The sequence below is a fragment of the Mesorhizobium sp. ES1-3 genome (genome assembly GCF_020164795.1).
Taxonomy (GTDB): domain Bacteria; phylum Pseudomonadota; class Alphaproteobacteria; order Rhizobiales; family Rhizobiaceae; genus Mesorhizobium.
In genome coordinates this window covers 13,379-27,518 of the sequence record NZ_JAIUGW010000004.1, presented here as the reverse complement: position 1 = coordinate 27,518, position 14,140 = coordinate 13,379, and the positions used below count along the sequence as shown (strand labels likewise).

Below are 14,140 nucleotides of genomic sequence, written 5' to 3'. Positions count from 1 at the left end.
TGGCCCCCCGCGGGAACTTTAAGGTGGAATATTGCATTGCACAATCAACGATTGCTCCCTGCGGTCATCACAAAGTTCGCCGTGCCGCAACATCGCGGAACGTTGGCTCCACTCAGGTGCCGGCAGTGCTGCCTACACTCCAATCCCACGCGCCTTCAGCGCCGCCGTGATTTCCTCTAGGATGGCGGGGTCGTCGATGGTCGCCGGCATCGTCCACGCTTCGTTGTCGGCGATCTTCTGCATGGTGCCGCGCAGGATCTTGCCGGACCGCGTCTTGGGCAGGCGCTTGATCGTCACCACGGTCTTGAAGGCGGCGACCGGGCCGATGCGCTCGCGCACCAGCGCGACCACCTCCTTCTCGATGGCGCCACCGTCCCGTGCGACACCGGCGTTCAGCACCACGAAGCCCAGCGGAATTTGGCCCTTCATCGCATCGGCGATGCCGACGACGGCGCACTCGGCGACGTCGGGATGGGCGGCCAGCACCTCTTCCATGGCGCCGGTCGACAGCCGATGCCCGGCGACGTTGATGATGTCGTCGGTGCGTGCCATCACATAGAGATAGCCGTCCTCGTCGATCATGCCGGCATCGGCCGTCTTGTAGAAGCCGGGGAACTCATCGAGATAGGCTTGGCGGAAGCGGGCGTCGGCGTTCCATAGCGTTGGCAGGCAGCCCGCCGGCAGCGGCAGCTTGACCACGACATTGCCCAGCGTGCCGCGCGGGACCTCGTGGCCGGCATCGTCGAGCACGCGGATGTCGTAGCCCGGCATCGGCACCCCGGGCGAGCCGTATTTCACCGGCAGCAGGCCGAGCCCGGCGGGGTTGATCGTCATCGGCGAGCCGGTCTCGGTCTGCCACCAATGGTCGACCACCGGCACGTTGAGCTTCTGCTCCGCCCATTTGATGGTTTCGGGGTCGGCGCGCTCGCCGGCGAGGAACAGCGTGCGGAATTTCGACAGATCGTATTTCGGCACGAACTCGCCCTTGGGGTCTTGCCCCTTGATGGCGCGGAAGGCGGTCGGCGCGGTGAACAGGGCGACCACGCCGTGCTCCGCGATCACCCGCCAGTAGGTGCCCGCATCGGGCGTGCCGATCGGCTTGCCTTCGAACAGCACGCTGGTGCAGCCATGCAGCAGCGGTCCGTAGACGATATAGGAATGGCCGACCACCCAGCCGACGTCGGACGCCGCCCAGAACACTTCGCCCGGCGCGACGCCGAACTCGTTGTCCATTGTCCATTTCAGCGCGACCATGTGGCCGCCATTGTCGCGCACGATGCCCTTGGGCTGGCCGGTCGTGCCCGAGGTGTAGATGATGTAGAGCGGGTCTGTGGCCAGCACCGGCACGCAGTCGACATTGGCGCCGGCCGCCCGCTCGCGGGCGACCGCGTCGGCATAGTCGATGTCGAAATGATCCTTCAGATCGCAGCGCAACTGGTCGCGCTGCAGGATCAGGCAGGCGTCCGGCTTGTGCCGGGACATCTCGATGGCCTTGTCGAGCAGCGGCTTGTAGGCGACGACCCGGCCCGGCTCCAGGCCGCAGGAGGCCGAGATGATCAGTTTCGGCCTCGCATCGTCGATGCGGGTGGCAAGCTCATGCGAGGCAAAGCCGCCGAACACGACCGAATGCACGGCGCCGATGCGGGCGCAGGCGAGCATGGCGATGGCCGCTTCCGCCACCATCGGCATGTAGATGATGACGCGGTCGCCCTTGCCGATGCCGCGATTCTTCAGGACCGAGGTCAGCGCCACCACTTCGCGTTTGAGTTCGGCATAGGTGAACTTCTTCACCGTTCCGGTGATGGCGCTGTCATGGATCAGTGCGATCTGGTCGGCCCGCCCGCCAGCAACATGCCGGTCAAGGGCATTGTAGCAGGTGTTGCAGGTCGCTCCGGTGAACCAGCGGCCATAGACGCCGGCGGCGGCATCGAACACCTTGTCCCACGGCGAATACCAGTCGATGCCGCCGGCCGCGTCGGCCCAGAATTTCTCCGGGTCGCGCTTCCAGCCGTCATAGACCTCATGATAGCGTGAAGCCATCCACATCCTCCCCAGGATCGATTTGCCGTCTTGCCAACAGCCTATGCTGTTTTTTCCGGCGCTGTCTTCCCTGATTTTCGTCTGAGATGCCCTATCGTGACCTACGTATCGAGGGGGAGGACGTGAGCGCATGCGCCATAGATGATCGATCGAGTCGAGGAACTGCCCGAACTCCTACAGCCTGCCGGAAGCCCACCAATTCAAGCCGGCGGTGATCGTCGTGCTGGTACAGCGCTTCAGCCGGGGCTTTGAAGGGCGCGGTCGTCGCGTCACCGCGGTGACAGGAAACCTCGCTGAGCAACCCGTCGATAGCCGTCTAACGAATCGGATTCGCTGGACAGATGTTGATTGCGCTAGATCGGCAAGGCCACCAGCATGAGGCCGATGCCGCCAAAGATCAAAATGGCTGTCGCAAGAGCTTTTCGATGACGCTCGAAAGGCGTCGGAGCCCTCTCCCAGTTGTAACGCATACGCTTATCTCCCCAAGACCCGGGGGAGTTCTTACCTTACCTTAGGGAAGAAAAGCAACGGTCCTACCGGTCAACGCACCTGCCTGGCGCGTCGTGCTGACGACTATTTCTGGGACGATTTCTGCCGTGGATGGATGTTGCGGCCTGGCGACAGCCTGCCGCAAACACGGGCTGCGGTGCTGTCCCCCAGCCGGCCGGATAGACAGCGCCCCACCACCGCGCTATCTCATTTCGGGGTTTTGCTTGGCTTTGGGGTTCGTGATGGAAATAGCCGCTGGAACGGTTCTGCGATTAACGGACGATGCCTCGGTTCAGCATGTCGGCGACGGCGCGGTCGTGCTGTTGGCGCGCAGCGGCCAGCTTTATACCTGCAACGGCACGACCGAAGCTTTTCTCGACAAGGTGGATGGCGCGCGCAGCCTCGGCCAGATCGTCGGCCTGCTTTGCGAGGAGTTCGAGGTCGACAAGGGCACGCTTGACGAGGACATGGCGGCGCTGGCCGCCGATCTGGTCTCGGAAGGCATCCTCGCCGCTCCAGGGCATGATGGCTGAAGGGACTGCTCGATGGCGGACAGTCCTCTCCTGCGCGCCTTGTTCCGCTGCCATCTCTGGGCAAGCGCGCGGCTGATGCCGGTCCTCATCGCCAACCGCAGTTTCGAGGAGGTGCTGAAATGGGCGCCGCTCGCCTCGCCGACGCCCTATCGCGGTCTGCCAGCCCCCTACATTGTCGCCTGCGTCAACCGTGCCGTGCGCCGTCCCTGGCTGATGCGCGATCGCAGATGCCTGCGGGAAGGACTGCTCGGCCATCGTTTCCTGCGCCTCGCCGGCTTCGATCCGGAGTTGCGCTTCGGCGTCGATCCGAAGTCGCTGCAAGCGTCGCGGCTGTCGGCGCATTGCTGGGTCTGCCTCGACGGCATGCCGGTGGTCAGCGACAGCCTTCCCGGCATGGTCGAGATCTATCGCCATCATGACCGTGCCTCGAAAGTGCGCCCCGCTTGACCAGACCTTGCGCCTTCTATGATCTCAACGGCCAGGTCCTCGGCATTTCGGCCGACCGCGCCGAGCTATGGCGGGACTTCGACAGGATGCTCGCCAGCCTGCGCGTCGAAGGTTCGACCGAAGCGGATTTCCATCTCGACATCGTCGAGGCGGAAGCGCTGGACGAGATCCCCGCCGGATCCCTTGTCTTCGACGGCGAGATACCGGACGACGGCTATTGCCGGATGATCACGGACGGCGCCAGCGTCCATCTGGTCTTGCCGGGACGTCAGACCGTCGAGATCAACGAGAAGGGCTGGGCTCGACTCCGCATCGTGCCCGACAGCAAGGCCGCCTGGACGCCGTCAATGCTGATGCTGGACGCGGCACTCGACGCCGGCGGCCAACATATGCTGCACACCGCTGGCCTGACGCTGCCGGGCAGCGACGCCGTCGTGCTGGTCCATGCCCCGAGCGGCACCGGCAAGACCACCATATCGCTGGCCTTGGCAACGCAAGGATTCGGCCTGTGCTCCGACGATGCCATGATCCTGAATGTCGCGTCCGCCACGCCCGTTGCCTGGGGTTTGCCCCGCCACGTCAAGATCCATGAGAAGACCGCGCGGATGATCCCGCTTGTGGCGCCATGCCTCGGGCCATCCTGGGATCGCAACGGCGAACAGGCTGTTTCGCTGGAAAAGCTGGGCGGGATCGTGAAAATCGAAAGCCCGACCGCCCGTCCGGTAGCCGCGCTCCTGCACCTTGCGCGATCGGCCGATGAACAAACCCGGCTCGCGCCCATGGCCCGGACCGACGCGATGGTGGCGCTGGCGATGGACAATGTCCGAACCGGCATGACCGGCCTGCTGCCGCTGCAGAAGCGCCGGCTGGCGACGATCGGCAGACTGGTCGCCTCGGTGCCGACCTTCACCTTGGAAGTGGGGGCGCGTCCGGCCGATGCGGCGACGCTGATAAGCGCCACATTGACATCACGAGGCTGACGGCCACTTCAAGCGGGGTATGGCCTGGCCTTGGCCAACCGCTGGATCCAGCGGAACGCATCGCGACGTAGACGCGAGCCGATCTTCTCCCGGGAATTGACCCTGAGCAGGGTGTTCACCGTGATCAGCTTTTTGGCCAGCCGTATCGACAGATCGGGCTTGATCCGCCCGGCGAGTTCGAGCGCATGCGGTTCGTCGAACAACTGGCCGGTCACGTTGAGCACGATCGCGAGCTCGAGCTCGATGCCGGCCATGCGGGCGGCGTCGAGCAGGCATTCCTCGGCTTTCGGCGACTGCAGCGCCCGTACGCCTTGCAGCACGTCGACGCAAAGCTGCAGCCGGTGGAATTTATGCCCTCCGGCCGCATGCACGATGGCGATCGTCAAAAGGGCTGCCGGCGTGTCCGCCGCCTCGCCGTCGATGATGCCCAGCTCGCGAAAACCCAGCGACAGGCGCCGCCGCATGCCGGTGTCGTGCACGAGGTCGCCATGCAGCTCGACCAGCAGGCTGGAGTTCTCCTTTTCCAGCCATTTGAACTCCTGCAGCTGGTAGGATTCGGCTTCGTTGCTGCCAAGCTCGAAGCCTGATGCCGCGATCACCTGGTTTGCCCGCACGAGGTTGGCGGGCTCGACGAGGATGTCGATGTCGGTGAACGGCCGGTCGGAAACGTTGCGGTAGAGTTTTCGCGCGAAGACCGGTCCCTTGACGATCCGCGCCGGAATGCCTTCGGCCGCCATCCCCTTCATGATGCGGTCGCCATGATACTGCAGCAGCATCGATTGGCCGGTGGCGATCGTCGCCTTCTGGCGCAGGTCGTCGAGTTTGTCCAGCAAGCCAGCGTCCGACGGCAGGTGCGCGTCGCCGCGCTGCCTGAGCTTGCGCAGCATGATCGGCAGGATGCCGTGGAATTCGGCATTGTCGAGCAGCGCCGACAGGGCCTTCGCCGACAAATCGTCCTCGACCGCCGCGGCCTCGGGATCGGCGAAGCGCAGCAGCAGTCTTTCTTCGGCGCAGGTGAGGGATGGCAGCATCAATCCGGGCAAACCCATCGCTAAGTGGATAGTCCAGAATGGTTGCAGAAAAGCGCGGACGAAGCGAGCCTTATAGGCCCCAGCGCAGCGCGGCCGTGTGGACAGGTGCGTCCCACCAGCCCGTCAATTCGTCGTCGAGCAGGGTCAGCGTGATCGAGCAGCCGGCCATGTCGAGAGAGGTGACATAGGTGCCGACCAGCGAGCGGGTTATCGTCACGCCATGTTGCTCGAATATCCGGCGGGCGCTGTTGTACATCAGATAGAGCTCCATCAGCGGGGTGCCGCCGAAGCCGTTGACGAACAGCAGCGCGGGTCCCTTCGCCCTGTCACCGAGATCCCCAAGGATCGCGGCGCAGATCTCCTGCGCGATCGCATCGGCGCTCTTCAAGGTGTCGCGGCGGCGGCCGGGCTCGCCATGGATGCCGACGCCGAATTCCATCTCGCCGTCGCCGATGTCGAAGGTCGGCTTGCCGGCCGCCGGCACGGTGCCACTGGTCAGCGCTACACCCATCGAGCGGGTCGCGTCGTTGACGCGGTCGCCCAGCGCCTTCAACGCCCGCAATGCCAGGCCGTGCTCGGCGGCGGCACCGACGATCTTTTCAACCACCAGCGTGCCGGCGACGCCGCGCCGGCCGGTCGTGTAGGAAGAATTCTCGACGGCGACGTCGTCATTCGTCACCACCTGAAGCACGCCTTCCGACATCTCAGCCGCCATGTCGAAGTTCATCACGTCACCTTCATAGTTCTTGACGATGAACAGGCAGCCGGCGCCGGTGTCGACAGCTTGCGCGGCCGCCAGCATCTGGTCCGGCGTCGGCGAGGTGAACACCTGGCCGGGGCAGGCGGCGTCCAGCATGCCATGGCCGACAAAGCCGCCATGCAGCGGCTCGTGGCCGGAGCCGCCGCCGGAGATCAGCGCCACTTTGCCCGGCTTGAGCACCTTGCGGCGGATGAATTTGTGCTCCTCGCCAAGCACCAGGATGCCGGCATGGGCGGCCACGAAACCGTCGAGGCTCTCGGTCAGCACCGTATCCACCGAGTTCATGAATTTCTTCACGGCCGTCTCCTCCCGAAATAGCCTGACATCAAGGGTCAATCAGCCACTCTTGCCGGTGATGATGGTGACCTTCTGGATGAATTCGTTGATCGCGCGGTCGAGCGCCGCATTCTGCTTGTCGTCGCCGAAATCCGGCACGATGAGCGAAACGTGCCTTGTCTTGCGCGCGCCCGCGGCGACCGAGATCTTGCCTGGATGTGCCTGATGATAGGCGGCGAGAAACTGGTCGCGCTCGGCCTGGCTGAAATGGCAGACGGAAAAGATGGCGGGCAGATGCTTTGACGGTATCGGGATCGAATAGGCGGGGCTCGAAATCTGCGTGACGAAACTGCGGTGCTTGCCGAGCGCGTCGGCAAGGCGCTGGCGCATACCGGACGGGCGCTGGTCGATGACCTGTGACAGGATCGTCTTGTAGGCGCGGATCGCCTCTTCGGAGCCGGGCTCGGGTTTGATGTCGATCATGCCAGCCACCTAGACCGGGACGCTCGCGATGGCCGCCTTGGCCATGGCGAGTTGCGCCGGCGCGACGGAGAGATCGCGCAGGCCAGCCTCCAGCAGCGAGGGGATCGCGGCGGGGTCGCCGCCGGCATCCCCGCACAGGCTGACGGGAATCCCGTTTTCCCGTCCGAAGGCCGCGACCGAGCCGATCAGCCTCAGCACTGCGGGATGACGAACAGAATTCAGCTTGGCCACAGCGGCATTGTCGCGCGCGGCCGCCATCACATATTGCGTCAAATCGTTGGAACCGATCGACAGGAAGGCGACGCCGGCGAACGCCTCCGGCGCGATGGCCACCGAAGGCACTTCGACCATGATGCCGAGCGGCGGCATTTCGTGCGCGATGCCGCGCGTGGCAAGGGCTACCCGTTCCTCGGCGAACAGGGCGGCGGCGCGTTCATACTCTTCCGGTGTGGCGATCATCGGAAACATGACTTTGAGATTGCCGTGTGGTGCGGCGCGCAGCAATGCCCTTATTTGAACACGGAATATGTCGAGCCTGGCCAGCGACAGCCTGATGCCGCGCAGGCCGAGGAACGGATTGCCTTCCTCGACGGTGAAGCCCGGCACCGGCTTGTCGCCGCCGGCATCGACGGTACGGATCGTCACCGGTTTTGTGCTGGCCCATTCCAGCACCTTGCGATAGGCGCGATACTGCGTCTCTTCATCCGGCAGCGTCTTGCCGAACAGGAATTCCGTGCGCATCAGGCCGACACCGTCGCAAGTGGCGATGTCGATGGCATCGACATCCCTGGGGTCGGCGATATTGACCTGCACGCGCACCGCGGTGCCGCGCTTCGTCGCCGCCGGCCGCGCCAGAAAGGTCTGTGCATCGCCTTGGCGGGCCACGAAGGCTGAGGACGACTGCCGGAACGAGCCGATCTCCGTGGGCGAGGGCGCCAGAACGATATTGCCGTGCTCAGCGTCGAGCAGCGCGATGCCGGCAACAGCGGTGAGCGGCTCGCGCAGACCCACGACCATCGGCACGCCACGCGAGCGCGCCAGCATGGCGACGTGACTTGCGGTGCTGCCCGCCTTCAGCGCGATGCCGCCGCCATGGCTCCAGTCGGTTTCGAGAAAGCGCGTCGGCGCGATATCCTCGCCGTAGAGGATGGCGCCGGCCGGTGCCGCGCTGTCACCGTCCTCGGTCAGGACGCGCAGCACCTGGTCCCTGATATCGCGCAGGTCCGTGGCGCGGGCGCGGAAATAATCCTGGTCCGAGGCCTCGTAGCCGGCGATCTCGGCATCGAGTGCCTGCCGCCAGGCCGCGTCGGCGGTTTTTCCGGAAGCAATCGATGCGAAAGCCGGCCCGCTCAGCGCGTCGTCTTCGAGCATCGCGATGTGGAATTCGAGTATGTCGGCGGCATCGCTGTCGGCGGTCCCGACCATGGCCGCGAGCCGGTTCACCGCCTTGCCGATCGCGGCCTCCAGTGACGTCTTCTCCTCGGCGGGGCTTGCCTTGCTCGCGTAGATGCCCGCTGGCCGGCCGAGGTCGAACAAAGGCCCCTCGGCGTAGCCGGCCGAGGCCGGAACACCCTCAATGCGCATGGCCCGCATTCCCCGCGGGCCGGCCAAGGCATGCGTCAGCCTCAAGCCGAGCGGACATGGCCGGCATCCTCGTCGAAATCGCGCTGCACCAGTTCGATCAGCGCGCGGATAGCATCATCGGCACCATCGCCGTTGGCCCTGATGTGCAGCACCGTGCCCTTCGGCGCCTTGGCTGCCATCACCTTGACGATGCTCTTGGCATCGAACCATGGGCCCTTGGCGGCAAGCGCGATTTCCACGTCTGCGGGAAAGCGCTTGGCCAGCTTGGTGAACTTCACCGAAGGACGCGCATGCAGGCCCACATCGTGGGTGATCAGGACAGTCGCTTCGGCGGTTGCGGACATATGCTCAACGTTCCTGTTCACTCACGACGGCGACAATTCATGCGCCGTCGCCACCACTTCTTTCAGCGAGGCGCCGCCGGACGCCTCGGTCGCCGCCATCACCGCGCCCTCGACGATCGGTGCGTTACAGACGATGATTTTGTGCGCCCGTGGCTCGCCGATCATTTCCACCGCCATCTCACTGTTGGTCTCGGCGCCGCCGAGATCGACAAGGACGGCAACGCCAGCTTCCGACCAAGCCTTGTCGATGGCGCCCATGATCGCCTCGACATTGGTGCCGAGCCCGCCATGGCCGTTTCCACCGCACCACGCAAGCGGCACTTCGTCGCCCACCATCTGGCGCACCATGTCGGCCGTGCCTTCCGCGACCAGCGGCGAATGCGACACGATCACGATCCCGACATTGCTCATGCTTTGTCCCCGATGATCTGCGCCAGAGTGCGCACCAGCAGCGCGGTCGAGCGCGCGCCGGCATCCATATGGCCGATGGAGCGGTCGCCGAGGAACGAGGCACGGCCGCGCAGCGCCTTCATCGGCACGGTCGCTTTGGCGGCGGCGTCGGCGATGTCGGCTATTTCAGCCGCCGTCTTTTCCCCGGCCAACGCGTCACGCACCGGCTGCAGCACATCGAGAATGGTTTTCTGCCCGACTTGTGACTTGCCGCGCGCGGCCACGGCTTCGATCGCCTTGCCGAAGGCAGCCGTCAAATTGGCATTGTCGGGGTCCGCCGATATCTCCTTGCCGAGCGCGATGAACAATGTGCCGAACAGCGGACCGGAAGCGCCGCCCACGGTCATCACCAGCTTTGTGCCGATCGCCTTCAGGGCGTCGGGCAGCGGCTTTGCGGCGAACACATTGGCGTCGGACCGCAGGGCTTCGAAGCCGCGTTTCATGTTTAGCCCGTGGTCGCCATCGCCGATCGCCTGATCGAGCGCCGTCAATTCCTCGGCGTGGTCGGCAATCGTGTCAGCGGCAGCCGTGATCAGTCTCGAAAGGTCCAGCGCTCTCATGTCGCCCGAATTCCCGATTTCCACCTTGCCCGCAGTAGCGAAAGAACGGTCGTTCGACAACTGGAGCATGCGTCAGGCCATGACAAGAAGCGTGGCGGCGGCCGCGAATACCTCGGCCACGGCATGGGCGCCGGGGTCGACCACACCCTGCAATTTGGCGCCGACATACGCGGACCGTCCGGCCTTCGCCTTCTCCATCGCGGCCGTTGCCTCGGCGCCGCGCCGGGCCGCTATCGCGGCTTCCTCCAAGCCTTTGCCGTCGAGCGCCTTCAAGGCCGGCTCCAGCGCGTCGACCATGGTGCGATCGCCTGGATTGGCGCCACCGTAGAAGGTCATTCGTTCAAGCCCGGCTAGCAGCGCCTTGGATAGCTTCGCGCCGCTGCCCATAGCCTGCGCCGCTGCTGTGAAGAAGATCGACAGCAGCACCCCGCTAGAACCGCCCATGGATGAACTCAAAATATCGCCCACCGCGCCAAGCGTCGCTGGGGGCTCGGCAAGCGGCAGCGTCTCGAGCCGTTCGAGGATGCTGCGCGCGCCGGTCGCCACGGTCGAGCCGGTGTCGCCGTCGCCCGCCTTGGCGTCGAGCCCGTTCAATGTCGCTTCGAGCGAAATCAACCTTTCGCAGACAGTGGCGATCAAGCGCCTGTTGCCTGCATCCTGGCTGGCCTTGCGCGCCGCGCCTTGTCCGGCTGCCTTGGTCATCGATACGACAGCAGGCGCAACGACCGGCTTTGCCGGCATCCAGGCGTGTGGGCCGACCGGTTCCAGCAAGGCAGCTTCGCGCGCCGCGTCGAGCTTGATCAGCGACAGCGAAAAGCCATTCATGTTGAGCGCCGTCATCAGCGGCCCGGGGCCTATCGCCAGCTTGACGGTCTTGGCAAGCGGCGACACAAGCACCGCATTGGCGATAACAGACATTTCAAGCGGTGGCACGGAGCCCAGATTGTTGATCAGCAAGGCATAGGTGGCCTTCGGGTCGAGCCGCACCGCCAGGCGCTCCGCCATGACAGCCACCAGCCGGTCGGCGCTCTGCACCGCGATGCGTTCGACGCCGGGCTCGCCGTGGATGCCAAGGCCAAGCTCACCGTCATCGGCGCCGAACCGGTCCTCGTGCGGCTGGCCGGGGATGGAGCAAGATGACAGCGACATGCCGAGCGAGACGATGTCCTTCGCCGCCGCTCGCGCGGCTGTCGCAACGGATGCCAGGTCCTGGCCGGCTTCCGACAGATGTCCTGATATCTTGTGCACGAACAACGTGCCGGCTACACCGCGCGGCTGGGCGATGTCGGGGAGCGCGATGTCGTCGGCGACGATCACCATCTCGACGGCAAAACCTTCGGCGCGCGCTTTCTCGGCCGCCAGGCCGAAATTGAGCCGGTCACCGGTGTAATTCTTGACGATCAGCAGGCAGCCGGCCGGTCCGGTAACCGCGCGGATGGCCGCCAGCACCGCCTCGACGCTCGGTGAGGCAAAGATCTCGCCCGAGACCGCCGCCGTCAGCATGCCCTTGCCGACGAAGCCGGCATGCGACGGCTCGTGCCCGGCGCCGCCGCCGGAGACGACGGCAACCTTGGACTTGTCCCAATCGGCGCGCAGCACGACCTTGATCTCGGGATAGCCGTCGAGGCGTGCGAGGTCGCCTGAGCCAGTGGTGCGCAGCAATCCGTCCAGCGCCTCGGTGACGATCGTTTCCCTGCGGTTGAAAAAGTGCTTCATCGAATTCGTCCCGTATTTCGCAATCGTCAATCAGAAGCCGGCAAACCTTGGTGGGGATGCCGAAAACCATTCACATCAGTCGTTGCCCGTCGGCGCCGAAATAGAGCGGCGAGCGGTAGCGGATCATCACTCTGTCGCCCTGCGCCAGATCGGTGTCGGGATCGGTCAGTGTAACGAGTTTCTTCGGCCCCACCGTCACATGCAGATGGTTCTGGTCGCCGAGATGCTCGACCCAGTCGACGACGCCGTCGGCATGGCCATTTGGCGCCTTCTCGATCGCCAGGTGCTCGGTGCGTGCGCCGATGGTCTTGGTGCCGGCCGGCGCGCCGCCGTCAGGCAGCAACCCCGTCGGCAGAAGATTGATGGCCGGCTGGCCGAGCCTTGCCGCAACGTGCAGGTTTGCCGGCTCGGAATAGATCGTCCGCGGTGAGCCGATCTGCACCAGCACGCCGTCGGCGAGGATGCCGATGCGGTCTGCCATGGTCATGGCCTCGATCTGGTCGTGGGTGACGTAAAGCATGGTGGCACCGAGTTCGGACTGGATGCGCTTCAGCTCCAGGCGCAGATCCGCGCGCAGCTTGGCGTCGAGCGACGACAGCGGTTCATCCATCAGATAGATGGACGGCTTGCGCACCAATGCGCGGCCGATGGCGACGCGCTGCATCTCGCCGCCCGACAATTTCGTCGACCGGTTGGCGAGCTTGTGATGGATGCGCACCATCTTCGCCACCTCCTCGACCCGGCGGCGGATCCGGTCTTCCGGTATTTTCCGCGCCGGCGAGCGCAGCGGGAAGGCGAGGTTGTCGAACACCGACAGGTGCGGATAGAGCGAATATTGCTGGAAGACGAAAGCGGTGTCGCGCTCGGCCGGCGACAGGGTCGTGGCATCGTGGCCGCCGATCTCGATCGTGCCGGCATCGGGCCGCTCCAGCCCGGCGATCAGCCGCAGCGTCGTCGTCTTGCCGGCCCCGGTCGGTCCGAGCAGCACGACGAATTCGCCGTCAGCTATATGGAGATTGAGACCGTTGACGGCGACATGCTCGCCAAAACTCTTGGTCACGCCCTTGATGTGCACGTCAGCCATGTTGCACTCTCCGCTCCGAGGCAGTGTCGTGGATCGCCGTTCTCACCGCGCGCCCGGAGCCTTTTTCGAACAGCGACAGCCGCGCGCTGTTCAGCGTCAGGCCGACATGGTCGCCGGTGTTGAGCCGGATTTCTGCCGGCACCCGCGCCTTGATGATGCCGTCCGCCGTCTCCACCGCAACGATCTGCGTCGTGCCGAGATATTCGGTGCCGTAGATGGCGCCGCGCAGCTTGGAGGCATCGTCGAAGCGGATGTGTTCGGGGCGGATGCCGAGTGCCATGTCGGCGGGCGCGATGTCCTCGCGCACCTCCGGTACCGCGACCTTGGCACCCTGCACGACGATCTCCTTCGCGCCTTTTGGAAGCCCGCCGCCGAAGCCCAGAAAATTCATCGGCGGCGAGCCGATGAAGTCGGCGACGAACATGGTAGCGGGGCGGTCGTAGATCTCGCGCGGTGTGCCGAACTGCTCGATGACGCCGTGGTTCATGACGGCGATCTTGTCGGCCATCGACATCGCTTCCATCTGGTCGTGCGTGACATAGACCGTCGTGGCGTGGATGCGGTTGTGCAGCTCGCGCAACTCATGGACCATCAGGTCACGGAATTCGGTGTCGAGCGTCCCCAGCGGTTCGTCCATCAGGAAGCATTTCGGCCGCCGCACGATGGCGCGGCCGAGCGCGACGCGCTGGCGGTCGCCGCCGGCAAGACCGGAAACGGACTTGTTGAGCAGATGGTCGATACGCAGAAGCTTCGCGGTTTCCTCGACGCGGGTGCGGATCTCGGACGAGGGCATGCCTTGCGCCAGCAACGGGAAGCCGATGTTCTTGCGCACATTCATATGCGGGTAGAGCGCGAACAGCTGGAAGACGAAAGCGATGTCGCGCTCGCGTGCCCTGAGCATGGTGACGTCGTCGCCGCCGAGCAGGATTTGGCCGCCCGTTGGCAGCTCGAGCCCGGCGATCATGCGCAAGGTGGTGGTCTTGCCGCAGCCCGATGGCCCTAGCATGACGAAGAACTCACCGTCCTCGACGACGAAATTGGAATCCTGCACCGCGACGAAATCGCCGAAGGCCTTTCTCAGATGTTGGACGCGGATCTCGGCCATGATTATTCCGGGAACTTAGAGACGATGATGAACATCACCGTGCCGGCAAGCATGGTGATGAAGGAATAGGTGTAGAGCGACAGCGCGAAAGGCTGGAACAGCATCAGGAAGCCGATGGCGATCAATGCCGTTGCGATGTTTTCCATCAGCCCGCGCCGGGCCCAACCCGGCCATGATGATTTCCTAGAGATGGCGGGGCGCGTCATGCGTAGCTCCCTTCCCTTTCCCCGTTCAAGGGGAGAGATGACTGCCAGGTGG

The 14,140-nt window shown here is 64.8% G+C and carries 15 protein-coding genes; 3 read left to right on the top strand and 12 right to left on the bottom strand.

The annotated features are described in order from the left end of the window. Nucleotides 1-132 precede the first annotated feature (132 nt). The gene (locus LB536_RS07415) at nt 133-2,040 is read right to left on the bottom strand and encodes a propionyl-CoA synthetase (protein ID WP_224590680.1); all 1,908 of its coding nucleotides are present in this window, start codon (nt 2,038-2,040) and stop codon (nt 133-135) included. A 731-nt stretch (nt 2,041-2,771) separates the two neighbouring features. Here LB536_RS07415 and LB536_RS07410 point away from each other — a divergent pair. The 3 genes from LB536_RS07410 to LB536_RS07400 are packed head-to-tail and all read left to right on the top strand — an operon-like array spanning nt 2,772 to nt 4,489. Continuing rightward, nucleotides 2,772-3,062 carry a PqqD family protein gene (locus LB536_RS07410; protein WP_224590678.1) on the top strand — a complete coding sequence of 97 codons (291 nt, stop codon included), beginning with the start codon at nt 2,772-2,774 and terminating at the stop codon, nt 3,060-3,062. A 12-nt stretch (nt 3,063-3,074) separates the two neighbouring features. After that, nucleotides 3,075-3,509: a lasso peptide biosynthesis B2 protein gene (locus LB536_RS07405; protein ID WP_140760677.1), complete on the top strand. Its 435-nt coding sequence runs from the start codon at nt 3,075-3,077 to the stop codon at nt 3,507-3,509. Then, nucleotides 3,506-4,489, top strand: coding sequence for a serine kinase (locus LB536_RS07400; protein WP_224590677.1), 984 nt, complete (start codon nt 3,506-3,508; stop codon nt 4,487-4,489). Before LB536_RS07405 ends, LB536_RS07400 begins: the two co-directional genes overlap by 4 nt. An 8-nt stretch (nt 4,490-4,497) precedes the next feature. Here LB536_RS07400 and LB536_RS07395 read toward each other — a convergent pair whose 3' ends face one another. From LB536_RS07395 to LB536_RS07345, 11 genes are all read right to left on the bottom strand, one after another. Next, nucleotides 4,498-5,520 (bottom strand): nucleotidyltransferase family protein, encoded by a 1,023-nt coding sequence (locus tag LB536_RS07395; RefSeq protein ID WP_224590675.1) that lies wholly within the window; start codon nt 5,518-5,520, stop codon nt 4,498-4,500. Between the two features lie 70 nt (nt 5,521-5,590). After that, the gene (dhaK, locus tag LB536_RS07390) at nt 5,591-6,577 is read right to left on the bottom strand and encodes a dihydroxyacetone kinase subunit DhaK (RefSeq protein WP_224590673.1); all 987 of its coding nucleotides are present in this window, start codon (nt 6,575-6,577) and stop codon (nt 5,591-5,593) included. 39 nt (nt 6,578-6,616) lie between these two features. Continuing rightward, a complete protein-coding gene (locus LB536_RS07385) occupies nt 6,617-7,039 on the bottom strand; it encodes a hypothetical protein (RefSeq protein ID WP_140760686.1) in 423 nt (140 codons plus the stop codon). Between the two features lie 9 nt (nt 7,040-7,048). Then, the gene (gene ptsP / locus LB536_RS07380; protein WP_224590671.1) at nt 7,049-8,623 is read right to left on the bottom strand and encodes a phosphoenolpyruvate--protein phosphotransferase; all 1,575 of its coding nucleotides are present in this window, start codon (nt 8,621-8,623) and stop codon (nt 7,049-7,051) included. A 41-nt stretch (nt 8,624-8,664) separates the two neighbouring features. Next, nucleotides 8,665-8,967, bottom strand: a complete 303-nt coding sequence (locus LB536_RS07375; RefSeq protein WP_224590669.1) for an HPr family phosphocarrier protein — start codon at nt 8,965-8,967, stop codon at nt 8,665-8,667. Between the two features lie 21 nt (nt 8,968-8,988). Beyond that, the gene (dhaM, locus tag LB536_RS07370) at nt 8,989-9,378 is read right to left on the bottom strand and encodes a dihydroxyacetone kinase phosphoryl donor subunit DhaM (RefSeq protein WP_224590667.1); all 390 of its coding nucleotides are present in this window, start codon (nt 9,376-9,378) and stop codon (nt 8,989-8,991) included. Further along, complete coding sequence (gene dhaL / locus LB536_RS07365; protein WP_224590665.1) at nt 9,375-9,977, bottom strand: dihydroxyacetone kinase subunit DhaL; 603 nt, start codon at nt 9,975-9,977, stop codon at nt 9,375-9,377. Before dhaL ends, dhaM begins: the two co-directional genes overlap by 4 nt. 72 nt (nt 9,978-10,049) lie before the next feature. After that, nucleotides 10,050-11,693, bottom strand: coding sequence for a dihydroxyacetone kinase subunit DhaK (locus tag LB536_RS07360; protein WP_224590663.1), 1,644 nt, complete (start codon nt 11,691-11,693; stop codon nt 10,050-10,052). A gap of 70 nt (nt 11,694-11,763) precedes the next feature. Beyond that, nucleotides 11,764-12,777, bottom strand: coding sequence for an ABC transporter ATP-binding protein (locus LB536_RS07355; RefSeq protein WP_224590661.1), 1,014 nt, complete (start codon nt 12,775-12,777; stop codon nt 11,764-11,766). After that, the gene (locus tag LB536_RS07350; protein ID WP_140760704.1) at nt 12,770-13,882 is read right to left on the bottom strand and encodes an ABC transporter ATP-binding protein; all 1,113 of its coding nucleotides are present in this window, start codon (nt 13,880-13,882) and stop codon (nt 12,770-12,772) included. Before LB536_RS07350 ends, LB536_RS07355 begins: the two co-directional genes overlap by 8 nt. 2 nt (nt 13,883-13,884) lie before the next feature. Then, nucleotides 13,885-14,088 carry a hypothetical protein gene (locus tag LB536_RS07345; RefSeq protein WP_224590659.1) on the bottom strand — a complete coding sequence of 68 codons (204 nt, stop codon included), beginning with the start codon at nt 14,086-14,088 and terminating at the stop codon, nt 13,885-13,887. Between the last annotated feature and the right edge of the window lie 52 nt (nt 14,089-14,140).